Origin of the sequence: Curtobacterium poinsettiae (genome assembly GCF_047226435.1) — a bacterium.
GTDB classification, from domain to species: Bacteria; Actinomycetota; Actinomycetes; order Actinomycetales; family Microbacteriaceae; genus Curtobacterium; species Curtobacterium poinsettiae.
This window is the reverse complement of record NZ_CP178434.1, coordinates 3,274,524-3,297,015: the sequence shown is the minus strand read 5'-3', so window position 1 is coordinate 3,297,015 and position 22,492 is coordinate 3,274,524. Positions and strand designations below refer to the sequence as shown.

Below are 22,492 nucleotides of genomic sequence, written 5' to 3'. Positions count from 1 at the left end.
GCCTCCAGGACGGAAGACCGGAAGGACGGAAGACCGGACTGGAGGCCCGTGGTGCGTCCGTCAGACGGCGCGCGACCGCAGGGCCGCACGGCGCACGTGCACCGCCTGGCCGACCACGAGCACCACCGGGATCCCGATCAGCGCGACGAGGCTCGTCACGTACAGGGCGCCCGACCAGATCGTGTGGGCACCGCCGCCGACCCCGTAGGCATCTGCGACGTCCATCTGCAGGGCGAACGCGGCCACGAACGACATCGGCGTCCCCATCACGACGACGGCGAGCAGCACCGCCGCGATGACGTGCGCCGTCGCCCGGGTGATGAGCAGCAGCACCGACAGTCCCGCGGCGAACAGGACGCCGACGACGGCGATCCCCACGACGGTCGCGATGTCCGCCCCGACCGAGAACCCCTGCTCCGAGAGCTCGGCGTGGATCTCGGCCAGGCTCGCACCGGGGACCGCGGCGAGCGGGTCGAGCACCAGTGCGTTCAGCGCCAGCAGTGCCGCGTACAGTGCGACGACCAGCACCCCGACGACGGCGACGACGATCCGTGTTCTCCCCATCCACAGAACAGTAGTGGGCGGAATGCGCGGGGTCACCGGGTGGTTATCATCGGGGTACTCGAAGAGGGAGCCATCATGGTCGACGTCCATCGCGTCAAACTCCCCGGAGTCGGCGTGCTGCACAGCTTCTACACCGACGACGGTGGCAAGTGCGGTGTCATCACGCACCGGTCGGGGCACTCCGACCTCATCTCGTTCGCCGACGTCTCCGACGGCGCGGACAAGTCCGAGAAGGTCTCGCTCCGTCTCAGCGAAGACGAAGCGCACACCCTCGCCGAACTGCTCGGCGGCACCCGGATCACCGAGGGCCTCGACAAGCTCGACGAGATCCCCGGGCTGTCCATCGACTGGTTCTCGGTCGACTACGACGACGCCATCGCGGGCAAGCCCCTCGGTGACCTGCACGACTCGGGCTTCATCGGCCTGACCGTCGTCGCCGTGGTCCGTGGCGACAGCGCCAACCCGGCGCCCTCGTCGGACTTCGTCGTCTTCCCCGGTGACACCATCGTCGTCGCCGGATCCCCCGAGAAGGTCGCCAAGGCGTTCTCCTTCTACCGCAGCGGAGAGCTTGCGGCCGCCTCGGCCGAGGCCCCGCGGAAGAGCTAGCGCATGCACCTGGGTGGTGAGCTGCTCACCATCGGTGTGCTCTTCGTCATCGCCTACGTCCTGGGCCGACTCGGCAAGACCATCGGTCTGCCGGCCATCCCGATCTACATGGTGGTCGGGCTCGTCGCGAGCCCGAACACGCCGTGGTTCGGGCTGAGCGTCGAGTCCCACACGATCGAGCTCATCGCCACGTTCGGGCTCATCCTGCTGCTGTTCAACCTCGGGCTCGAGTTCGACCAAGAGGAGTTCTACGGCAACGCCGGCAAGCTCCTGGTGTCGGGCGGCACCTACGTCGTCATCAACATGGGCGTGGGGTTCGCCTTCGGGTTCTCGCTCGGCTGGGGCACCCGTGAAGCCCTGATCATCGCGGGCATGACGGCGACGTCGTCGAGCGCCATCGTGACGAAGCTCCTCATCGAACTCCGCCGTCTGGCGAACGACGAGACCCCGATGATCCTCGGCGTCACCGTGATCGAGGACGTCTTCATCGCCGTGTACCTGGCGATCGTCTCCGTCGTGCTGTCCGGCGACACCAACCTCTGGGCCGTCGTCGGCAAGCTGGCCCTGGCGTTCGGGTTCCTGATCGTGATGTTCACGCTCGCGCGCTTCGCGGGCAAGTGGGTCTCGAAGATCTTCGCCACGCGTGACGACGAGCTGTTCACCGTGCTGTTCTTCGGACTCGCGGTCATGTTCGGCGGCATCGGCGACCTGCTCGGTGTGACCGACGCCATCGGCGCCTTCGTCATCGGCCTGCTCTGCGGAGCGACCCGGTACCGCGACCGCATCGAACAGCTCGCCCTGCCGATGCGCGACGTCTTCGCGGCATTCTTCTTCGTGAACTTCGGGCTCGGTCTCGACCTGTCGACCTTCGGCGAGGTGCTCTGGCCCGTCCTCGGCGCCATCGGCATGACCATCGTGCTCAACGCGGTCGCCGGCCAGATCGTCGCGCGGATGAACGGCTTCAACGTCCAGCAGGGCATCAACACCGCCGTCATCCTGGTGAACCGCGGCGAGTTCGCGCTGATCCTCGCGACGCTGTCGGCTGCCGCCGGGCTGGAGGCGCGGATCACCGCCTTCGCGGGCCTCTACGTCCTCTGCATGGCGGTCCTCGGGCCGCTGCTCGCGGTGAACTCGGAGCGGATCGGCCGCCTCGTGGTGCGCCCGGGCCGGCTCATCCGCCTGCGCGGACGCCTGGGCGGCCGACGTGCCGTCGCCGCGGCAGCCGCCGCCGAGAGCGCCGAAGCAGCCGAGGCCGAGGCGGACGCCACCGCCGCGGCACGGAAGGCCGAGCGGGATCGCCAGTTCGCCGAGGAGTTCGCCCTCGTGGAGGCCGCTGGCAGGGACGAGCGAGACAATGAGGGGCCCGAGCCGACGTCCGCACCCGTGACGTCGCCGGTCGAGATCCCCGCCGAGCGCCCCGAACGCCCGGTCCGACAGCGCGATCCGGAGTACTGATACAGATGTGGGCCGTTGCCCGACGACCGAGGTGGATCGCGCTGCTGTTGCTGGCGCTCGTGCTGGCGGCGGTGTTCGCCGGGCTGGGCAAGTGGCAGCTCGAGCGGTCCATCGCCAACGGCAAGCCCCTGCCGGCGACCACCGAGACCCGCCGCACGCTCGAGGCGGTCACGACCCCCGAACGCCCCGTCAGCGAGAGCCTCGCCGGGCAGAAGGTGACCGTCACGGGGACCTTCGTCGCCGACGACACCACCGTGCTGACCGGCCGCACCGGGGGTGGGAAATACCAGACCGTCGGGCACCTGGTGGACTCGGATGGTGGGGCGAGCCTCCCGGTCGTCATCGGGTGGTCCGACCAGCGGTCGGCCGCCGTCGCCGGGGGCGAGCGCCTGGCGGACGGCCAGACGCTCACGATCCAGGGCCGGTACTACCCGGCCGAGTCCCCGGACCAGGACGCCTACAAGAAGGCCGAGTACTCGGCCGTCGCGCCCGCACGGTTCGTGAACACCTGGCAGGCCTTCGACGACCGCATGTACCTGGGGTACGTCGTCGCCGACGGTGCCACCGCGAAGGCCGCCGACCTCGGCACCATCGCCGACCGTGCTCCGTCACGCGAGGTCCAGTTCGACTGGCTCAACCTGTTCTACGCGATCGAGTGGGTCGTCTTCGCGGGCTTCGCCGTGTTCCTCTGGTACCGGTTCGTGAAGGACGCCTGGGAGCGCGAGCAGGAAGAGGAGCGCGAGGCACTGCTCGCCACCGAAGCCGACGCGCTCCGACGGTAGGATTGCCGGCATGGCCCTGACCGTCCGAACCCGTGACATCCCCAAGATCCCGGGGGCGGTGAAGTGGTACCGCGTCTCGGCGTACATCACCGGTGTGCTGCTGCTCGCCCTGGTGGTCGAGGTCATCATCAAGTACACGCCGCTGCAGCTCGAGATGCAGCTCGGCAACGGCCCGTTCTTCGTGCCCAACGGCACGGCGGGCGAGACCCCGGGCACGTTCAACCTGTCGATCGCGATCCTCATCGCCCACGGCTGGCTGTACGTGCTCTACCTCTTCACGGACTTCCGTCTGTGGAGCATCATGCGCTGGAGGCCGTCGCGCTTCCTGCTCATCGCCCTCGGGGGCATCATCCCGTTCATGTCCTTCGTGGTCGAACACCGTATGCAGCTGAAGGCCATGGACACCTACCACGAGCTGATCGCTGCCCAGCAGCGTGAGAAGGAGGCCGCTCGGTGAGCGAGACCGAACAGCGTCCCGTCCTCGTCGTCGACTTCGGGGCCCAGTACGCGCAGCTCATCGCGCGTCGGGTCCGAGAAGCGAACGTCTACAGCGAGATCGTGCCGCACTCCATCACCGCGGACGAGATCCGCGCCAAGGACCCGGCGGCCATCGTGCTGTCCGGCGGTCCGTCGTCCGTCTACGAAGCAGGTGCGCCGTCGCTCGACGGTGACATCCTCGACCTCGGCGTCCCCGTGCTCGGCATCTGCTACGGCTTCCAGGCCATGGCGACCGCCCTCGGCGGCGAGGTCGCGAACACCGGTCTGCGCGAGTACGGCGCCACCGACGTGACGCTCGCGCCCGGCACCAGCACCCTGCTCGGCGACCAGCCGGCAGACCAGGTGACGTGGATGTCGCACGGCGACTCCGTGGCGAAGGCCCCGGCCGGCTTCGAGGTGCTCGCCTCGAGCGCATCCACGCCCGTCGCAGCGTTCGCGTCCGACGAGCGCAAGCTCTACGGCGTGCAGTGGCACCCCGAGGTGAAGCACTCCGTGTACGGCCAGGCCGTCCTCGAGAACTTCCTGCACCGTGCCGCGGGCCTGCCGGGCGACTGGAACTCCAGCAACGTCATCGAGGAGCAGGTCGCCCGCATCCGCGAGCAGGTCGGCTCCGCGCGGGTCATCGCCGGACTCTCCGGTGGTGTCGACTCCGCCGTCGCCGCAGCCCTGGTGCACAAGGCCGTCGGTGACCAGCTCACCTGCGTCTTCGTCGACCACGGGCTCCTGCGTGCCGACGAGCGCAAGCAGGTGGAAGAGGACTACGTCGCCTCCACCGGTGTCCGGCTCATTACGATCGACGCCGAGCAGCAGTTCCTCGACGCCCTCGCCGGTGTCAGCGATCCGGAGCAGAAGCGCAAGATCATCGGGCGCGAGTTCATCCGCACGTTCGAAGGCGCGGCCGAGGCACTCGTGCTCGAGGCCCAGGCGTCCGACTCCGACGCCGAGGTCAAGTTCCTCGTGCAGGGCACGCTCTACCCGGACGTCGTCGAGTCCGGCGGCGGAGCGGGCACCGCGAACATCAAGTCGCACCACAACGTCGGCGGCCTGCCCGAGGACATGACGTTCGAGCTCGTCGAGCCGCTGCGCACCCTGTTCAAGGACGAGGTCCGTGCCGTCGGTCGCGAGCTCGGCCTGCCCGAGGTCATCGTCGGTCGCCAGCCGTTCCCCGGGCCCGGCCTCGGCATCCGCATCGTCGGCGAGGTCACGAAGGACCGGCTCGAACTGCTCCGCGCGGCCGACAAGATCGCCCGCGAAGAGCTCACGGCGGCCGGCCTCGACGAGGAGATCTGGCAGTGCCCGGTCGTGCTGCTCGCCGACGTCCGCTCCGTGGGTGTGCAGGGCGACGGCCGGACCTACGGCCACCCGATCGTGCTCCGTCCGGTCTCGTCCGAGGACGCCATGACCGCCGACTGGACGCGTCTGCCGTACGACACCTTGGCGAAGATCTCGAACCGCATCACGAACGAGGTGCCCGACGTCAACCGGGTCGTGCTCGACGTCACGTCGAAGCCGCCGGGGACGATCGAGTGGGAGTAGGGCTCCCCTGAGCGACGGAAGGCCCGGTACGCGTCACGCGTGCCGGGCCTTCGTGTGTCCGGGGGCGCTGCCGGAGCGGTGGGCGTGGGTGCTGCCGGGGTCGTCGAGTGGTCACAACACCCCGCGGGCCCGGTGCCGAGCGGTCACGAAGTGTCGAATGGCCCCGGCTCGGGCGACGCTTCGTGACCACTCGGCGGGTGACTGGCGGGGTGTTGCGACCACCCGGGACCGCCGCCGCCTTCCGCCCCCGCCACCGCCGCCTCCCGCCACCGCCCCGGCTGTCGCCGACCACCGGCCCGGGGACGACGAAGGGCCCCGGCAGCGCCGGGGCCCTTCGTCGTGCGGTGGTGCTAGTTGCGCGAGCTGCTCGCGATGATGGCGAGGATGCGCAGGATCTCGAGGTACAGCCAGACGAGCGTCACGATCAGGCCGAACGCCGCGGTCCAGGCGTAGATGCGGGGTGCGCCGCGCTCGACACCGGTCTTGATCTGGTCGAAGTCGAGGATCAGCGAGTACGCCGCCATGACGACCACGAAGATGCCGATGAGCACACCGAGCGGGATGCCGAAGAGCGTCACGCCCATCAGGCCGAACGCGCTCTGCGTCACGCCGGTCCACATCAGGACCAGGTTGACGAGCGAGAACGCCATGTACCCGACCATCGCGATCAGGAAGAAGCGCGTGGCCTTCGGGGTCGCGCGGACCTTGCCGGAGCGGAACAGCAGCAGGGTGACGAAGAACACACCGAGCGTGCCGAACACCGCCTGCGCGACGATGCCGTCAGCTTCGGGGAACGCAGTCTGGAAGTAGTTCGAGATACCGCCGACGAACAGCCCCTCGAAGAACGCGTACGTCAGGATCAGACCCGGCGACGGCTTCTTCTTGAAGGTGTTGACGAGCGCCAGGACGAACCCGACGAGCGCGCCGACGACCCAGACGGCCGGCGGCAGGTTCCAACCGGCCACCGCGCCCACGACGAGCACGCCGAACGCGAGCAGCGTCTTGACGATGGTGTCTTCGTACGACATGCGGTCGGTGTCCACCGGGGACGCAGTCGGGCGGTCGTACATGTACTGCAGCTGCTCGGGGGTCATGCCGCCCTGTGCCTGCTGCGGGGTCTGTCCCCAGCCGGCCTGCTGCTGACCAGCACCGCGCCCGCCCCAGGTGTTTGCCCCCTGTGCGTTGAAGGCGGGGGACTGGTCGAAACCGGGCTTGAAGGCCATGGTGTCCTCTTCCTAGGAGATTCGAGTCCTCTCAGCCTAGGTGCGCTCGGTCGCGGAAGGCTGAGGATTCGCGGCGAGCGGACGCGGGCCCAGCGGGCCCCGACGAGGGAAGCCTAGGGTCGCCCGCTGCACGCGCGCCTCGAAGACGTCGAGAGTCCGCCGTCGAGCGCGGGGAGCCCGAGGGCGACGCCGGGTGCAACCAGGTCACGAGTGCGACCGAGATCGTCATGAGCAGGAACCACGCAACGATCTTCGTCGGGGCCACCGGGTGCCAGGCGGCGAGCTGCGCCGGGTAGCTCCACGCCCCGGCCCAGGTCGCGACGTTCTCGGCCGCCCAGACGAACACGGCCACCAACCCCATCGCGACGAGCACGGGCATCCGCATCGTCGCCCGGTGGATCCGGACGTCCATGGTGGTGCGGGCGAAGAGCAGCAGCACGAGCGCGAGCAGCACGTACCGGGCGTCGGCGACGAAGTGGTGGCCGAAGAAGTTCAGGTAGACGCCGCCCGCGACGACCGCCAGCAGCCACTGCCGCGGGTACCGGTCGAACCGCAGGTCGAACAGCCGGTGGACCCTGACCATGTACGACCCGACGGCCCCGTACATGAACCCCGAGAACAGCGGCACCCCGGCGACGACGAGCAGCCCTCCGGGTTCGTAGGTCCACGAGCCCACGTGGGTCTTGAAGACCTCCATCACGGTGCCGACGACGTGGAACAGCACCACCACCCGGAGTTCCCGTACGGTCTCGAGCCCGAACACGAGCATGCCGACCTGCAGCAGCACGGCCGCGGTCGTCAGGACGTCGTTCCGCATCGGGGCCGGCACGGTCAGGTGCACCAGGGCCATCGTCGCGAGCAGCAGCGCCCCGAACGCACACGCCCAGGCCTGCTTGGCACCGAACACCAGGAACTCGGTGACGAACACGCGGACGGGTCGGTGCGGTCGGTGCCCGGCGTCGAGCACACGGCGTGCGGCCCGGTCGATCCGGGCCTCGACAGCGGTGGAGAGCGATCGGACGGTCATGCGGTGATGCTCGGCGTCGGCGCTGGGAACGGCGGTCCCCGGCGCGACGAGTGTGTCCCGCGACACAGGTGGCCCGCTCGTCATCCCCGGCAAGTAGGGTCGCGCCATGACCCTCGTGATCGCCCACCGCGGCGCGTCCGGCTACCGCCCCGAGCACTCGCGGAGCGCGTACGACCTGGCCATCGAACTCGGCGCCGACGCGATCGAACCGGACCTGGTGCCCACGAAGGACGGCGTCCTGGTGCTCCGGCACGAGAACGAGGTCTCGGGCACCACGGACGTCGCCGACCACGCCGAGTTCCGGCACCTGCGCACGACGAAGACCGTCGACGGCCAGACGCTGACGGGCTGGTTCACCGAGGACTTCACGTGGGCGCAGCTGCAGACGCTCCGCACCCGCGAGCGCCTGCCCGCGCTGCGCCCGGGATCCGCCGAGCACGACGGCGCGCAGCCGATCCTGCGGTTCGTCGACCTGCTCGCGATCCTCGACGCGGCGCCCCGCCCGGTCGGGCTCGTCGCCGAGGTCAAGCACGCCGCGTCCTTCGACCGCGCCGGGTTCCCGATGGGCGAGCTCGTCGACGCCACGCTCGGCGAGGCCGGGTGGCGGCAGGACGAGCGGCTGACGGTGGAGAGCTTCGAGAAGGGCGTGTTGCGGGACCTGCGCGAGCGGGCGACCGGTGGTCGGCTCGTGTACCTCCAGGAGGCCCGTGGCAGCGCCGCGGACGAGGTCGCGTCCCACGGGGCGCTCGCCCCGACCTACGCCGCCGAGCGCTCCGAGGACGCGCTCGCGTCGTTCGCGACCGAGTTCCACGGCATCAGCGTCGACCTCGGCACCCTGATGGCCGGCGTGGACAGCGTCGCGCTCGACGACCCGACGCCGGTGCGCAGCGCGATCGTCGACCGTGCCCACGCCGCCGGGCTCGCGGTGTACACGTGGACCCTCCGGCCGGAGAACCGGTTCCTGCCGTCGCCGTTGCGTCGCGGCGGGGACGTCGCGGCCTTCGGCGACTGGGAACGCTGGTTCACCTCGGTCATCCGCACCGGACTCGACGGCGTGTTCGCCGACCACACGGACCTGGCGGTGCTCGCCCGGTCCGCTGTCGGGGGTCCCGCCTAGACTGTTCCGGACATGACGATCGTGCTCGACCCCTTCGAATCGACGCCCGAACCGGGCGCCGGTGCCCGCGCGTACGAAGACCCGTTCACCGCGGGTCTGAACCCCCAGCAGAAGGAAGCCGTCGAGTACCGCGGCGAGTCCCTGCTGATCGTGGCCGGTGCCGGTTCCGGCAAGACGAGCGTGCTCACCCGCCGCATCGCGCTGCTGCTCGCCAACCGCGAAGCCTGGCCGTCGCAGATCCTGGCGATCACGTTCACGAACAAGGCCGCCGCCGAGATGCGCGAGCGTGTCCGGGCCCTGGTGGGCGGCGAGGCCGAGGGGATGTGGATCTCCACCTTCCACTCGGCGTGCGTGCGCATCCTGCGGCGCGAAGCCGAGCGGTTCGGGTTCCCGCAGTCGTTCACGATCTACGACTCCGCCGACTCCAAGGCGCTGCTGAAGCGGATCATCAAGGAGCTCGAAGCCGACTCCCTCGGGCTGACCGTGGGTGCCGCGGCGTCGAAGATCTCGAAGCTCAAGAACGAGCTGCAGGACATCGACACCTACGCGCGCAACATCAACGTGAACGACCCGCAGGAAGTCATGTTCACCGAGGTGTTCCGGCGCTACACGAACGAGCTCCGCCGGGCGAACGCGTTCGACTTCGACGACCTCATCGGCCAGACGGTGTTCCTGTTCCGCGCCTTCCCGGACGTCGCCGCCCTGTACCAGCGGCGCTTCCGGCACATCCTGGTCGACGAGTACCAGGACACGAACCACGCCCAGTACGCCCTGATCCGTGAGCTCACCCGCCCGGTGCCGGTCGAACAGGTCGACAAGCTCGAGGACTCCGGGCAGCACGTCGCCCGGATGCGCGAGACCGACGGCTCGATCGCGCCCGCGTCCCTGACGGTGGTCGGTGACTCCGACCAGTCGATCTACGCCTTCCGCGGGGCGGACATCCGCAACATCGTCGAGTTCGAGCGGGACTTCCCGAACTCCAAGACGATCCTGCTCGAGCAGAACTACCGGTCGACGCAGAACATCCTCGACGCCGCGAACGCCGTCATCGCGAACAACTTCGACCGCCAGGCGAAGAGCCTGTTCACCGACGTCGGTGCCGGCGAGAAGATCGTCGGCTTCACCGGGTACACCGGCCACGACGAGGCGCAGTTCGTCGCCGACGAGATCCAGCGCCTGCGGGAAGACGGCATGGACTACCGCGACATGGCGGTGTTCTACCGGACCAACTCGCAGACCCGTGCGCTGGAGGAGATCTTCATCCGTGCGGCGATCCCGTACCGGGTGCTCGGCGGCACCAAGTTCTACGAGCGCGCCGAGATCAAGGACGCCATGGCGTACCTGATCACGGTCGCCAACCCGGCCGACCCGATGGCCCTGCGCCGCATCCTCAACGTGCCGAAGCGCGGCATCGGGTCGGTCACCGAGACCACGCTGCAGCGCTACGCCGACGAGCACGAGACCACGATGCGCGACGCCCTGCGGCACGCGGGTGAACTCGGGTTCGGGCCGAAGGTGCGGAACGCCATCACGGAGTTCGCGGCGCTGCTCGACGCCGTGTCCGAGAAGGCGCAGACGCAACCGGTGGTCGACACCCTGACGCAGCTGCTCGACGGCTCCGGGCTGCTCGACAACCTGCGGAAGTCGCCCGACGCGCAGGACGCCGCCCGAGCCGACAACATCGACGAGCTCGTGGCCGTGACGCGTGAGTTCCAGAAGAACAACCCCGAGGGCACCCTGTCGGACTTCCTGACCGAGGTCTCGTTGGTCGCAGCGGCGGACGAGCTCGACGACTCCTCGGGCACGGTCTCGCTGATGACCCTGCACACCGCGAAGGGCCTGGAGTACGACGCGGTGTTCCTGACCGGTGTCGAGGAAGACCTGCTCCCGCACCGGATGTCCGCCAACGAACCCGGTGGTCCGTCGGAAGAGCGCCGGCTGTTCTACGTCGGCATCACCCGCGCCAAGAAGGTCCTGTTCCTGTCGCTCGCGATGACCCGTGCGCAGTTCGGCGACGTCAACGTGGCGATGCCGTCGCGCTTCCTGCAGGAGATCCCCGAGGGGCTCATCGAGTGGAAGCAGTCGCCGGGCATGGCGAACAGCCGCGGTGGCACGCAGCCCCGGGCCCTGAACGCCAAGCGCGACGGTGGCTTCAACGGTGGTGGCGGCGGCGGTGGCTACCGCGGTGGTGGTGGCTGGGGCGGCGGATCGTACGACCGGGCAGCAGCGGCCTCGAAGACCCGTCCGAAGACCGAGTGGGCGAACCGGGTGTCCGGCCAGGTGCGCGACAACGGGGACATGGAACTCGTCGCCGGCGACCGCATCAAGCACGTCGACTTCGGCGAGGGCACGGTGTCCGCGGTGACGGGGCAGGGTGCCAAGCGCATCGCCGAGATCGCGTTCGACTCCGCGGGCCGCAAGAAGCTCCTCATCAAGATCGCCCCGATCGAGAAGCTGTAGGAGCCCTCACCGGTCCACACCGAACCGGCAGCAGCGGCCGGTCTGGTGTTCACGGGACGGACCCGGGGCGTTCCCCCGCGGACCGTACGGTGCGGTGCTGTGCAGAACAGCCCTGACGACCACGAAGCCGCCCACGACGGTGCAGCAGCCCCCGCCGACGATCGCAGCAAGCGCATCCCGGTCTCCCGCCGTGGCTTCTTGGTCGGGTCCGGACTGGCCGGCGCCGCAGGCCTCGTGGCGTCGAACGGTTTCGGCAGCGCCCCGGCCGTCGCCGACGCGCTGACCGCAGCCCCCGCCGTCACCCCGGCGGCCCTCGGCGGGTCCGGCATCGCGGCCCAGCAGGCGGTGGCACGTGGGCGCACCGGTCCGTGGCGACCCGACACGACCTCGCCGCGCTTCACCGTCGCGGTGATGCCGGACACCCAGTACATGTTCGACGGTGCCGCGGTCGACCAGGCCCCGATGCGCGCCTCGCTCGAGTACGTCGTGCGCGAGCAGGCCCGGCACAACACGGTGTTCCTCGTGCACCTCGGTGACCTGACCCAGAACGGTGCGGCGTCCGAGATGCGCGCGTCCGGCGAGGTCTTCGACGTGCTCGACCGTGCCGGAGCGCCCTACAGCGTGCTCGCCGGCAACCACGACGTCGACTCGTCGACCGACGACCAGCGGGGCCGCACCCCGTACCTCGACGTGTTCGGTCCGCAGCGGTTCCGGAAGGCCCCGGGCTGGATCGGTTCGAGCCCCGACGGCTACAACACCGCCCACCGGTTCACCGCGGCCGGCCGCGAGTGGGTCGTCCTGGCCCTCGACTGGCGGACGAGCGCGAGCGGCCTCGCCTGGGCCAGCTCCGTGCTCGCAGCCCGGCCGCACTCGCCGGTGATCCTCACGACGCACGCCATCGTCGACTCGGACGCCGACGGCGGGGCGGCGTTCGACCCCTACGGGCAGCAGCTCTGGGACTCCTTCATCACGAAGCACGACCAGGTGTTCCTGACGCTCAACGGCCACTACTGGGGGCCGGGCCGCACGACGGCGAAGAACGCGGTGGGACACGACGTCGCCCTGCACCTGACCAACTACCAGAACCGGTACTACGGCGGGGCGGCCATGATCCGGCTGTACCACGTCGACCTCGAACGGAACGTCATCGACGTCGAGACGCTGTCGCCGTTCCTGCTCGCCGGCGGGCTCGGCGAGGCGAACGAGCTCGCCGCCCAGGAGGTCAACCTCAGCGGTGACGTCGACCGCTTCACCATGGCAGTGGACTTCGAGGCGCGCTTCGCGGGCTTCGCGCCGGTCGCACCACGGGCCTCCCGGCCGGCGGCACGCATGCTGGTACCGGGGACGCTCGCGTACTGGCGGTTCGACGGCAACCCGGACGGGGCGGCGCTCGCGCCGACCACGCGGGTGCGCGACCAGAGCGGCAAGGGCAACGACCTGGTGGTCGCCCGCCGGACCGGCGCCGTCGCAGGGGCGTTGCGCTGGACCGCCGCGCACCACCCCGACCAGCCGGGTGCCGGCAGCCTCGCGCTGCAGGGTGGCAAGACCGGGGGCGACCACCTGCAGACCGTCCGGGCGGCGCCGCTCAACCGCACCCACTTCCCTCGCGGGTACACGGTCGAGGCGTTCTTCGCGCTGCCGACCACCTTCGACTCGAGCACGAACGGGTTCAGCGCCCTGCTGTCGCAGTACTCGAGCGCCGGCCAGGCGGGGAAGGCGACCGGAGCCGACGGCGACCCGGACGAACCCGCGGTGACCCTGAGCCTGTCGGGGGACCGCGAACTGCAGTGGTGCGTGTACCCGACGAGCCAGGACGGATCGTTGACGAACTGGGGGCACGAGCTGCCGCTCGGAGCCTGGTGGCACGTGGCCGTGGTGAACGACGGGACGCACACCGTGCTCTACGTCGACGGGTGCCCGGTCGTGCGGAACCCGTCCACCCAGAACCGCGGTCTGAGCACGATCGGCAAGCCGTGGCTGCTCGGCGGGTACCGCTACGGCGGCAAGCTCGACAACGTGTTCGTCGGGTCGATCGGTGACGTGCGCATCGTCGGCCGGGCGCTGCAGCCGAGCGAGTTCATGAACGCCTGACGACCCGACAGACGGCCGTCTGACACGCCCGGCCGACCAGGACACCCCTCGTTCGGGTGGCGTGAACGCGTTTTGTGAGGTTAGCCTTACCTAACGTGACACCTCCCATCGAACTCCTGACCACCGCCACCGCCGAGCGCTACCGCTCCGCCGTGACGTCCACGGTGGACCGTCTGGCCGACCGGTTCGCCGCGGCCGACCGTCCGACCACCGACACCGCCCCGGACGTCCTCCGGGCCCGGGTGCAGGACGTCGACCTCGACGCCGAACCCCTCGGGACGGACCGCGCGCTCGCCGAACTCGACGAGCTGTTCGTCAGCGAGGCCGTCTGGTTCCACGACCCGGCGTACCTCGCGCACCTGAACTGCCCGGTCGCGCTGCCCGCGGTCGCTGCCGAGTCGGTCCTGGCCGCCGTGAACCCGTCGGTCGACACGTGGGACCAGTCCCGCATCGGCACCGAGATCGAGCGCCACGTCGTCGCCTGGCTCGCCGGTCGGATCGGGTTCGCCGCGGGGGACGGCATCTTCACCTCGGGCGGCTCACAGTCGAACCTGCAGGCCCTGCTGCTGGCGCGCGAGGCCCTCGGCACCGGCGGCACCGTGTTCACGACCGCTGAGACCCACTTCAGCATCGCGAAGTCCGCCCGGCTGCTCGGGCTCGAGACCGTGGTCGCCGTCGCGACCGACCACGCCGGCCGGATGGTGCCCGCGGCCCTCGCCGAGGCGATCGCTGCAGCCAGGGCCAACGGGCAGCGACCGATGGCCGTCGTCGCCACGGCCGGTACCACCGACCGCGGCGTGATCGACCCGATCGAACCGATCGCGGACGTCTGCGACCTGGAGGACGTCTGGCTGCACGTCGATGCCGCGTACGGCTGCGGGCTGCTCGTGTCGCCGACGCGCCGCCACCTGCTCGACGGCGTCGAACGAGCCAGGAGCGTGACCGCCGACCTGCACAAGTCGTTCTTCCAGCCGGTGTCGTCGAGCGCCCTGCTCGTGCAGCGCCCGGAGGACCTGCGCCGCACCGCGTGGTACGCCGACTACCTGAACCCGGAGGACGCCGCCGAGCCGAACCAGGTCGACAAGTCCCTGCAGACCACCCGCCGGTTCGACGCCCTGAAGCTCTGGGCCACGCTGCGGGCAACGGGGGCCGACGCGATCGGTGCGGCGTTCGACGCCGTCATCGACCTCGCCGTGGTCACCCACCGGATCGTCGAGGAGCACCCCGACCTGGTGCTCGTCGCGCCGACGCAGCTCAGCACGGTGCTGTTCCGCTGGCAGCCCGCCGGCATGACCGACGAGGCCGCCGACGCGCTGGTCGCCCCGATCCGCTCGGCCCTGCTCGCCGAGGGCCGGGTGCTCATCGCCAAGACGGTCATCGACGGCCGGCCGTGCAACAAGCTCACGCTGCTCAACCCGGAGACGACGCCGGAGCAGATGCGCGCGTCGCTCGAGCACGTCGTCGCCACGGCCGCCCGGGTCAGGGCCACCACCACCGCCCCGGAAGGAGCGTCCCGATGACCGCCGACCGCGCAGCAGACCGCGCAGCAGACCGCACCGCCGACACCGTGCACGACGTCGTCGGCATCGGCATCGGCCCGTTCAACCTCGGCCTGGCCTGCCTGACCGACCCGATCGCCGACCTCGACGCGGTGTTCCTCGACGCTGCCGACGGCTTCGCCTGGCACCACGGCATGATGCTCGACGACGCCACGATCCAGGTGCCGTTCCTCGCCGACCTGGTGACGATGGCCGACCCGACCTCACCGTTCTCGTTCCTCGCCTGGCTCAAGGAGACCGGGCGCCTGTACCCGTTCTACATCCGCGAGGACTTCCACCCCCTGCGCAGCGAGTACGACGCCTACTGCCGCTGGGCCGCCGACCGGCTCGACACCCTGCGGTGGGGCCGCCGGGTGACCGCCGTCGAGCACGACCCGGTCACCGACACGTTCACGGTGCACGCCGAGACCGATCAGGGTCCCGAGACGTACCGCGCACACCACGTCGTCGTGGGCATCGGCACCGAGCCGTCCGTCCCCGCCCCGCTGCGCGGGATCGGCGGACCGGCGGTCCACTCCGCCGAGTTCCTGCCGAACCGCAATGCCCTGCGCGACGCCGGGTCGATCGCCGTCGTCGGCAGCGGGCAGTCCGCCGCCGAGGTCTACCGCGAACTGCTCGAGGACATCCGGCAGGACGGCTACCGCCTCGACTGGATCACGCGGTCGCCCCGGTTCTTCCCGATGGAGGACACCAAGCTCACCCTCGAGATGACGAGCCCGGAGTACACGGACCACTTCCACGGGCTGCCCGAAGCCGTCCGCGACCGCCTCGGACGGGAACAGCGGGGGCTGTACAAGGGCATCAGCGCCGACCTGGTCGACGACCTGTACGACCAGCTCTACCGGATCAGCGCGCGGGGTCCGGTCCCGACGACGCTCCGGACCGAGACGAGCGTCGTCGACGCCGCCTGGCTCGCCGACCGCGGCACGTACCGGTTGACGCTCCGCCACGAGCAGCTCGACCAGACGTACGAGCACGAGGTCGAGCAGCTCGTCCTCGCCACCGGGTACACCCCGCGGGTCCCGCGCTTCCTCGACCCGGTCGAGCACCTCGTCGCCCGCGACTCCCGCGGTCGCCTGGCGGTCGCCCGCGACCACCACGTCGACACCCTGGGCGGGCGCATCTGGGTGCAGAACGCCGAGGAGCACACGCACGGCCTGACCGCGCCCGACCTCGGCATGGGTGCGTGGCGGAACGCGTCGATCATCCGGTCCGTCACGGGTCGCCCCGTGTACGGCCTGGAGGCCCGGATCGCCTTCCAGGAGTTCGGCCTGCCCGCCTCGGAGCAGTCAACACCAGAGCCGTCCACCGCCCATCCCGGCGCCGCGGAGCGCGCGCCGGCCCGGCCCGCGACCGAACGTGCGGAGGTCTCCGCATGAGCACGACCGTGACCACCACGGCGCCGGACGCGACCGCGCCTGTGGGAGCCGGGCCGGGCCTCCTGACCGTCGAACCCGTGGACCCGGAACGCGACGCCGCCGTCGTGCAGTCGTGGCTCGCCCACCCGGCGTCGTCGTGGTGGGAGATGGGCGACCTCGACGTGGACGGCGTCCGCACCTACCTGGCCGGCGTGCAGGCCGACCCCGCGCAGGCCGCGTGGCTCGGCCGCCGGAACGGCGAACCGTGCTTCCTGGCCGAGACCTACGACCCCTCGGCCGTCCTGCTCACCGACGTGTGGGCTGCCGAACCCGGCGACGTCGGCATGCACCTGCTCGTCGCACCGGTGCCGGCCGAGGGCCGCGTGCACGGCCTGACGAGCGCGGTCATGCGTGCCGTCGTCGAGCACTGCCGGGACGTCCTCGGCGCGCGTCGGGTCGTCGTCGAACCGGACGTGCGGAACACCGCCGTGCAGGCGAAGAACGCCGAGGTCGGGTTCCGTGCCCTGCGACAGGTCGACGTCGACGGCAAGCGGGCGCTGCTGTCGGTGCTCGACACCGACCGGATCGGCGTCCCCGACGACGACGGGCCGGCCGCGCACCTGCGGCCCGAGCACCTGGAACCCGCCGAACGGCACCTCGTCGCGAAGGCGATCGCGGAGTTCACCCACGAACGGCTCATCGCACCCGTGCCGGACGGGGACGGGTGGCGGCTCGACACGGGGGAGTCGACCTACCGGTTCCGGGCACGGCAGCACCTGCTCGAGCACTGGTCGATGGACGAGGCCTCGCTGACGCGGACCCGTGCGGGGGCGTCGGCACCACTCAGCGCGCAGGAGCTCGTGCTCGAACTGCACGAGGTGCTCGGGATCCCCGACGAGTTGCTCGGGACGTACCTGGAGGAGATCGCGTCGACGCTGGCGAGTGCTGCGGCGAAGCACCGACGGGGCGGACCGTCGGCAGGGCAGCTGGCGCGGGGGCGGGGCGGGGCCGGGTCGGCCGGTTCGGTCGGTTCGACCGGTTCGACCGTCTCGTCCGGGGCCGTCGACGACGCCGTAGCGTCGTTCCAGGACGTCGAGTCGGCGATGACCGAGGGCCACCCGGCGTTCGTCGCCGCCAACGGGCGGATCGGGTTCGGCCTCGACGAGTACCGGGCGTTCGCGCCCGAGTCCGGCGGCCGGTTCCGGTACCGGTGGCTCGCCGCCCGACGCGAGCACACGCACCTGGCGCTCGCCGCGGACCGGACCGAGCAGGCGCACTGGGAGTCGGAGCTCCCGGCAGCGGTCGTGGCCGGGTTCCGCGCCACCCTGGAGCGCCGCGGGCTCGACCCCGACGACTACGTGTGGCTGCCCGTGCACCCCTGGCAGTGGCAGCACCGGATCGCCGTGACCTTCGCGCCTGACCTGGGGCGGCAGGACCTGGTGGACCTGGGCGAGGGGCCCGACGAGTACCAGCCGCAGCAGTCCATCCGCACCGCGTTCAACCGCACCGAGCCGGTACGCTCGTACGTGAAGACGGCGCTCGCCGTGCAGAACATGGGGTTCCTGCGGGGGATGTCGCCCGCCTACATGCGGAACACGCCGGCCGTGAACGACTGGGTCGCGTCGATCGTCGCCGCCGACCCGACGCTCGCCGAGGCCGGGTTCTCGGTGCTCCGGGAGCACGCCGCCATCGGCTACACCGGCGACGCGTACCACCGGGTCGACGTGTCCTCGCCGCAGCGCAAGATGCTCGCGGCGCTGTGGCGGGAGAGTCCCGTCCCGCAGCTGGCCGAAGGCGAACGCCTGCTCACCATGGCGGCACTGCTGCACCGGGACGCTTCGGGGAACGCCGTCGTGTCAGCCCTGATCGAGGCATCGGGAGTCCCTGCCGACGAGTGGGTCCGACGCTGGCTCGACGCCTACCTGCTGCCCGTCGTGCACTGCCTGACCGTGCACGACCTGGTGTTCATGCCGCACGGTGAGAACCTGGTGCTCGTCGTGCGCGACGGTGTCGTCGTCCGCGCCGTGATGAAGGACATCGGCGAGGAGGCCGCGGTGCTCGGCCGGCACGACGACCGCCCGGTGCCCGCCGACATCGACCGGATCGTGCACCCGGTGTCCGACGACGAAGCCGCGCTCGCCGTGTTCACCGACGTGTTCGACGGGGTGCTGCGGTTCGTCGCCGCGATCCTCGACGACGACGGGGTGCTGCCGGAGGCCCGGTTCTGGCAGGTCGCGGGGGAGTGCATCGACGCGCACGCCGCCGCACACCCGGACCGCCGTCGACCCCTGGACCTGCGGGTGCCGACGTTCGAGCACTCGTGCCTGAACCGCTTGCAGCTGCGGAACACCCTGTCGATGGTGGACCTGGCCGACCAGTCGTCGTCGCTCATCCGGGCGGGCGCGATGCCGAACCCGATCGGGCGGTAGGGGGCGCCGGCGCTCGCGATGCGCGAGACGTCAGGGCTGCAGGCGGGTGGCCGACCACGCAGCGTCGGCGAGGACGTACTGCAGCCGGCGGTGCATCCGGTCACGGCTGCCGTGCCAGAACTCGACGACGTCGGGTTCGAGTCGCCAAGCCACCCAGCCGGCCGGCCGCGGCACGGCGTCGTCGGTCTCGTCGAGCAGGTCGTTCGCGTCGTCGATCAGGTCCTGCAGGGTCCGCGGTTCGAGCACGTCGGACTGGTCGGCGATCGCGGTCGCCGCGCGGGACTTCGGGGAGCGGTCGGCGAACAGCGCGTCGGACTCGTCGTCGGAGAGCTGCACCGCCCGGCCCTCGAACCGCAGCTGCTGCATGGTCTCGCGCCAGTAGACCTGCAGTGCTGCATGCGGGTTCTCGGCGAGCTGGCGTCCCTTCGGGCTCAGGGTCGAGGTGCCGAACACCAGCCCGCGGTCGTCCAGGCGCTTCACGTCCACCGTCCGGGCGCTCACCCGACCGTCGGCGCCGGCGGTGGCGAGGGTCATCGACCTCGGCTCGGAGACGTCGCGCTCGTCGGCGGCCTCGAGCCACTGTCGGGCCAGGTCGAGGGGTGATGCCGGGGGAGCGTCGAACTCGGGCAGCTGCAGGGAAACGTCACCGGACAGGGAGGAGGACATGCCTCCACCCAACCGTGCTCAGGCGCTCCACGTCCAGGCTGCCGGGGGACGACCCCCGCGGGGACCGGCCGCCGCGGGGGCGTCGACACGGCTGAGCACCGGGTTCGTCCGGAGCATCCGGTTCAGGTTGCCCGGGTCCGGGCTCGCGCCGGTCAGCGCGGTGAGCAGCCGACGGGCGTCCGCCGTGGTGAAGGGCGATCCGAGCAGCGCACGCGTGAGGGGGACGTCCGACCAGCACCGCAGTCGCACGTGCTCCAGCGCGGCGTCGACGATCCGGTCGTGGTCGAAGGGCAGCGCGAGGGGGCGGTCCGCGGCGGCGTGCCACGTCGCCGTCGAGTCCGTGCCCGGCTCGACGACCGCCAGGAACGCGATGCTGATCGCGGCGCTCCGCGGGTCGCGGTCGGGTCCGTCGAACGCGCCGATCTGCGCCAGGTGGCGGACCGCGGCCGCGTCGATCCCGGTCTTGGTGCGCAGCGCGCGCCGCGCACCGTCCGCCAGGATCTCGGTGCCGTCCAGGAGCACGCCGGGCAGGGCCTCCAGTCCGGCGTACGGGGCGTAGGCCCGACGCGCGGTGGCGACCCGCAGGCCGTCCGCCCCCGCGAACGACACCGGGACGACGTCGATCGCGATGAGCGGTTGGTCGCGGGTCGCCGATCCGGCGGCCGTCACGCGATGGTCGTCCGGCGGGCAGCGCGGGCCGCACGTTCGTCCCGCAGCGTCTGCCGGACGTCGGCGAAGGACTGGAGGCGCGTGAACCGTCCGTCGATCCACACCGGCTGGAGCAGGCTGGTCGCCTCGTCCTCGGCCGTGGCCTGGTCGGTCTGCCGGATCTCGCCGGTCTCGTCGCGGTGCAGGGCGATGCGGCCCTTCGCGCTCTTCTTGCCGCTGCCCGTCTTCGGGTCCTTCTGGATGTCGACCGGCTCGCCGTCCACCAGTGCCCAGGTCGCCTTGACGGCGCTGCCGAGGTTGTCGCGCGTCATGTACTGGTACGTGTACGACCCGATACCGAGCACGATGTTGTCGCTCGAGTAGCCCTTCGCGGCGAGGCGCTCGTAGATGCGCTGTGCCCGGTCGAGCGTGATGCTGTCGCCGTAGATGACGCCGATGTGCTGATCGAGGACCTTGAAGCCCTGGTCGTTCACGGTGTGGCCGAAGATCTCGTCGAGCAGTTCGACGACGCCCTTCTCCTCGTGGCTGCGCCCGGGGGCGAGCAACTCGGCCTCGTCCACGCCGTGCACGGTGCCGGTGACGATGTCGACCGGGTCGCCCGAGTCGGGTCGGATGACGAGCTTGCCGTCGCGGGCCGTGATGCGGTCCTTGAGGGCCGGGAGGGTCTCGGTGACGACCTTGAACAGGTCGAAGCCGTCGCTGACCGCCGACACGATGCCCGTCGGGTAGACGTCGAGGATCTGCTCGAACGTCGCGAGCTCCCCGTCGGCGCCACGGACGCACATCACGCTGTGCTCGGTCGCGGGGACGCTCGCTGCCACCAGCCCGTTGTCGCCCGGGTAGTACCGGTCGATGAAGTCGAGCGACGGCATCGAGTCGGTGCCGAGGAACGAGAGCAGGTGGCCCGCGCCGCCCGCCGCAGCCGACTCGATGCTCGACTGCCCGCGGAACGAGAAGTCGTGCGCGGCGAAGTCGATGCCGGCCGGGACGGCACCGGTGCGCGCTGCCCAGTTCTCCATCAGGTCGCGGTAGGCGAGCGCCTTGGTCGCGACCGTGGACGGGTGCCAGATCGATGCGGACAGGGCGGTCTCGATGTAGTTGGGCAGCCAGAAGAACTCGTCGATCGTGTTCTCGACGGTCAGGGTCGCGACGCCGATCGGGGCGAGGGTGCCCTCGGGCAGGGCACGGATCTCGAGCGGCAGGTAACCCAGGCGGTGCAGGGCGCGGACGTGGTCGGTGCCGATGTGGTTCGGGCCGAAGTACCCCTGCAGGGCTTCTTCGAACAGTCGGGCGACCTCGTCCTCGTCCGCGGCGAAGAACGGCGCCCAGGCCTCGACGAGCGAGCGCTGGATGAAAGCCTGCAGCCCGAAGACCACGGCGTGCGTCGACTCGGGCATGTGCGCGTTCGACCGGTTCGTCCAGTTGATCAGGATCCGGGAGGTGCCCGCGGGGTAGACCTGCCGGTGCGAGTGCTTGTAGCCGTCGACGGCCAGCAGCGGCGCGATCGGGCTCGCCGTGGTGATGCGGGGTTCGAGGCCGGCGGCGCCGGTGCCGGTAGTGGTTGCGGGGGCGGTCTGGGTCATCGGATCTGCTCCGTCAGGTAGGGGGTGAGTGCGATCGTGCGCAGGCCGTCGATGGCGTTCTGCGCGGGGTACGAGTCGGTGGTGACGATCTCGCCGAAGTGGTCGGCGAGCTGCGCTGCCCGGCCGGAGAAGATACCGTGCGAGACCCAGAGGCCGAGCCGCTCCTTCGGCAGTCCCGTCGAGCCGGCGAGGCCCATGAACGTGCCGCCACCGTCGCAGATGTCGTCGACCACCAGGAACCGGCCGGTGTCCGGCAGCGGTTCGCAGGTGAAGCCGTCGAGCTTGCCGGTGTCCGGGTTGCGGTGCTTCTCGGCGCGGTACACCGGCAGGCCGCATGCCCGGGCGACCGCGGTCGCCCGAGGGACCGCGCCCTTGTCCGGGGCGATGATGCCGGTGTACGGGTCGCCACCGCCGTGCTCGGACGCCCCGACCACCGCGTCACGGACGACCTGTTCGCTCGTGACGACGGTGAGGTTGTCGACCAGGCCGACGATGACCGGCGAGTGCGGGTCGAACGCGATGACCTGGTCGACGTGGAAGCCGTTGAGGATGTCCGCGTAGACCTTCGCGCCGAACGGCAGGCCGCGGTCCTGCCGGGCTCCGGGCAGGTAGGGGACGAGCGCGACGGACTTCGAACCGCGCTGTCGCACGGCGTCCGCCCACATGCCGAGCATGATCAGGTCGTCGCCGTTCGTGCCGCGCAGGGTCGCGATCTCGGTGAGGCCCCCCGGCTCGGCGGTGTCGTTCGCGACCTTGACGTGGGCTTCACCGGCGGGGAACCGCATGGTGGAGAACGTCGGTGTCGTCTGGTTGCCCTGGGCGTCCCAGGTGCTGAGTTCGACTGCCATGGCTCGACCGTAGCACGGTAT

Annotated in this window: 18 protein-coding genes; 11 read left to right on the top strand and 7 right to left on the bottom strand. The window is 70.7% G+C overall.

The annotated features are described in order from the left end of the window. Window positions 1-60 precede the first annotated feature (60 nt). Complete coding sequence (locus ACL00U_RS15515) at window positions 61-564, bottom strand: hypothetical protein (protein WP_259494488.1); 504 nt, start codon at window positions 562-564, stop codon at window positions 61-63. 75 nt (window positions 565-639) lie between these two features. Here ACL00U_RS15515 and ACL00U_RS15510 point away from each other — a divergent pair, with 75 nt between their 5' ends. The 5 genes from ACL00U_RS15510 to guaA are packed head-to-tail and all read left to right on the top strand — an operon-like array spanning window position 640 to window position 5,441. Next, complete coding sequence (locus ACL00U_RS15510; RefSeq protein WP_017885470.1) at window positions 640-1,170, top strand: cation:proton antiporter regulatory subunit; 531 nt, start codon at window positions 640-642, stop codon at window positions 1,168-1,170. A 3-nt stretch (window positions 1,171-1,173) separates the two neighbouring features. Continuing rightward, on the top strand, window positions 1,174-2,625 hold the full coding sequence (locus ACL00U_RS15505; protein WP_042539854.1) for a cation:proton antiporter: 1,452 nt from the start codon (window positions 1,174-1,176) through the stop codon (window positions 2,623-2,625). Between the two features lie 5 nt (window positions 2,626-2,630). After that, window positions 2,631-3,407: an SURF1 family cytochrome oxidase biogenesis protein gene (locus tag ACL00U_RS15500; RefSeq protein WP_071250173.1), complete on the top strand. Its 777-nt coding sequence runs from the start codon at window positions 2,631-2,633 to the stop codon at window positions 3,405-3,407. 10 nt (window positions 3,408-3,417) lie between these two features. After that, window positions 3,418-3,864: a DUF3817 domain-containing protein gene (locus ACL00U_RS15495; protein WP_412873595.1), complete on the top strand. Its 447-nt coding sequence runs from the start codon at window positions 3,418-3,420 to the stop codon at window positions 3,862-3,864. After that, on the top strand, window positions 3,861-5,441 hold the full coding sequence (gene guaA, locus ACL00U_RS15490) for a glutamine-hydrolyzing GMP synthase (protein ID WP_042539757.1): 1,581 nt from the start codon (window positions 3,861-3,863) through the stop codon (window positions 5,439-5,441). Before ACL00U_RS15495 ends, guaA begins: the two co-directional genes overlap by 4 nt. Before the next feature lie 350 nt (window positions 5,442-5,791). On the opposite strand, the gene ACL00U_RS15485 is transcribed toward guaA, so the two are convergent. Both ACL00U_RS15485 and ACL00U_RS15480 read right to left on the bottom strand, forming a co-directional pair. Next, window positions 5,792-6,664: a Bax inhibitor-1/YccA family protein gene (locus tag ACL00U_RS15485; protein ID WP_017885465.1), complete on the bottom strand. Its 873-nt coding sequence runs from the start codon at window positions 6,662-6,664 to the stop codon at window positions 5,792-5,794. Window positions 6,665-6,695: 31 nt separating this feature from the next. Continuing rightward, window positions 6,696-7,691 (bottom strand): DUF817 domain-containing protein, encoded by a 996-nt coding sequence (locus ACL00U_RS15480; protein WP_412873594.1) that lies wholly within the window; start codon window positions 7,689-7,691, stop codon window positions 6,696-6,698. A gap of 106 nt (window positions 7,692-7,797) precedes the next feature. Between ACL00U_RS15480 and ACL00U_RS15475 the strand changes: the two genes are divergently transcribed. From ACL00U_RS15475 to ACL00U_RS15450, 6 genes are all read left to right on the top strand, one after another. Beyond that, complete coding sequence (locus tag ACL00U_RS15475; protein WP_017885463.1) at window positions 7,798-8,808, top strand: glycerophosphodiester phosphodiesterase family protein; 1,011 nt, start codon at window positions 7,798-7,800, stop codon at window positions 8,806-8,808. 12 nt (window positions 8,809-8,820) lie between these two features. Next, window positions 8,821-11,268 (top strand): ATP-dependent helicase, encoded by a 2,448-nt coding sequence (locus ACL00U_RS15470; protein WP_412873593.1) that lies wholly within the window; start codon window positions 8,821-8,823, stop codon window positions 11,266-11,268. A gap of 99 nt (window positions 11,269-11,367) precedes the next feature. After that, complete coding sequence (locus tag ACL00U_RS15465; RefSeq protein WP_274007389.1) at window positions 11,368-13,359, top strand: LamG-like jellyroll fold domain-containing protein; 1,992 nt, start codon at window positions 11,368-11,370, stop codon at window positions 13,357-13,359. A gap of 95 nt (window positions 13,360-13,454) precedes the next feature. Next, entirely contained in the window at window positions 13,455-14,879 is a 1,425-nt protein-coding gene (locus tag ACL00U_RS15460) for a pyridoxal phosphate-dependent decarboxylase family protein (RefSeq protein ID WP_071250177.1), read from the top strand. Then, window positions 14,876-16,297: a lysine N(6)-hydroxylase/L-ornithine N(5)-oxygenase family protein gene (locus ACL00U_RS15455; protein WP_159556107.1), complete on the top strand. Its 1,422-nt coding sequence runs from the start codon at window positions 14,876-14,878 to the stop codon at window positions 16,295-16,297. Before ACL00U_RS15460 ends, ACL00U_RS15455 begins: the two co-directional genes overlap by 4 nt. Continuing rightward, window positions 16,294-18,705, top strand: a complete 2,412-nt coding sequence (locus ACL00U_RS15450; RefSeq protein ID WP_412873592.1) for a GNAT family N-acetyltransferase — start codon at window positions 16,294-16,296, stop codon at window positions 18,703-18,705. Before ACL00U_RS15455 ends, ACL00U_RS15450 begins: the two co-directional genes overlap by 4 nt. 30 nt (window positions 18,706-18,735) lie before the next feature. Here the strand turns inward: ACL00U_RS15450 and ACL00U_RS15445 are convergent, their stop codons facing one another. The 4 genes from ACL00U_RS15445 to ACL00U_RS15430 are packed head-to-tail and all read right to left on the bottom strand — an operon-like array spanning window position 18,736 to window position 22,471. After that, window positions 18,736-19,371, bottom strand: coding sequence for a pyridoxal 5'-phosphate synthase (locus ACL00U_RS15445; RefSeq protein ID WP_412873591.1), 636 nt, complete (start codon window positions 19,369-19,371; stop codon window positions 18,736-18,738). A gap of 18 nt (window positions 19,372-19,389) precedes the next feature. Next, complete coding sequence (locus tag ACL00U_RS15440) at window positions 19,390-20,040, bottom strand: NUDIX domain-containing protein (RefSeq protein WP_017885456.1); 651 nt, start codon at window positions 20,038-20,040, stop codon at window positions 19,390-19,392. Beyond that, complete coding sequence (locus ACL00U_RS15435; protein ID WP_412873590.1) at window positions 20,037-21,623, bottom strand: nicotinate phosphoribosyltransferase; 1,587 nt, start codon at window positions 21,621-21,623, stop codon at window positions 20,037-20,039. Before ACL00U_RS15435 ends, ACL00U_RS15440 begins: the two co-directional genes overlap by 4 nt. After that, the gene (locus ACL00U_RS15430) at window positions 21,620-22,471 is read right to left on the bottom strand and encodes a phosphoribosyltransferase family protein (RefSeq protein ID WP_412873589.1); all 852 of its coding nucleotides are present in this window, start codon (window positions 22,469-22,471) and stop codon (window positions 21,620-21,622) included. The genes ACL00U_RS15435 and ACL00U_RS15430 overlap by 4 nt, the downstream gene beginning before the upstream one ends. Between the last annotated feature and the right edge of the window lie 21 nt (window positions 22,472-22,492).

Bases quoted from the DNA above. Each gene is read 5' to 3' on its own strand.
- ACL00U_RS15515 (WP_259494488.1), bottom strand. From the start codon at position 564: ATGGGGAGAACACGGATCGTCGTCGCCGTCGTCGGGGTGCTGGTCGTC.
- ACL00U_RS15510 (WP_017885470.1), top strand. From the start codon at position 640: ATGGTCGACGTCCATCGCGTCAAACTCCCCGGAGTCGGCGTGCTGCAC.
- ACL00U_RS15505 (WP_042539854.1), top strand. From the start codon at position 1,174: ATGCACCTGGGTGGTGAGCTGCTCACCATCGGTGTGCTCTTCGTCATC.
- ACL00U_RS15500 (WP_071250173.1), top strand. From the start codon at position 2,631: ATGTGGGCCGTTGCCCGACGACCGAGGTGGATCGCGCTGCTGTTGCTG.
- ACL00U_RS15495 (WP_412873595.1), top strand. From the start codon at position 3,418: ATGGCCCTGACCGTCCGAACCCGTGACATCCCCAAGATCCCGGGGGCG.
- ACL00U_RS15485 (WP_017885465.1), bottom strand. From the start codon at position 6,664: ATGGCCTTCAAGCCCGGTTTCGACCAGTCCCCCGCCTTCAACGCACAG.
- ACL00U_RS15480 (WP_412873594.1), bottom strand. From the start codon at position 7,691: ATGACCGTCCGATCGCTCTCCACCGCTGTCGAGGCCCGGATCGACCGG.
- ACL00U_RS15475 (WP_017885463.1), top strand. From the start codon at position 7,798: ATGACCCTCGTGATCGCCCACCGCGGCGCGTCCGGCTACCGCCCCGAG.
- ACL00U_RS15470 (WP_412873593.1), top strand. From the start codon at position 8,821: ATGACGATCGTGCTCGACCCCTTCGAATCGACGCCCGAACCGGGCGCC.
- ACL00U_RS15455 (WP_159556107.1), top strand. From the start codon at position 14,876: ATGACCGCCGACCGCGCAGCAGACCGCGCAGCAGACCGCACCGCCGAC.
- ACL00U_RS15450 (WP_412873592.1), top strand. From the start codon at position 16,294: ATGAGCACGACCGTGACCACCACGGCGCCGGACGCGACCGCGCCTGTG.
- ACL00U_RS15445 (WP_412873591.1), bottom strand. From the start codon at position 19,371: ATGTCCTCCTCCCTGTCCGGTGACGTTTCCCTGCAGCTGCCCGAGTTC.
- ACL00U_RS15435 (WP_412873590.1), bottom strand. From the start codon at position 21,623: ATGACCCAGACCGCCCCCGCAACCACTACCGGCACCGGCGCCGCCGGC.
- ACL00U_RS15430 (WP_412873589.1), bottom strand. From the start codon at position 22,471: ATGGCAGTCGAACTCAGCACCTGGGACGCCCAGGGCAACCAGACGACA.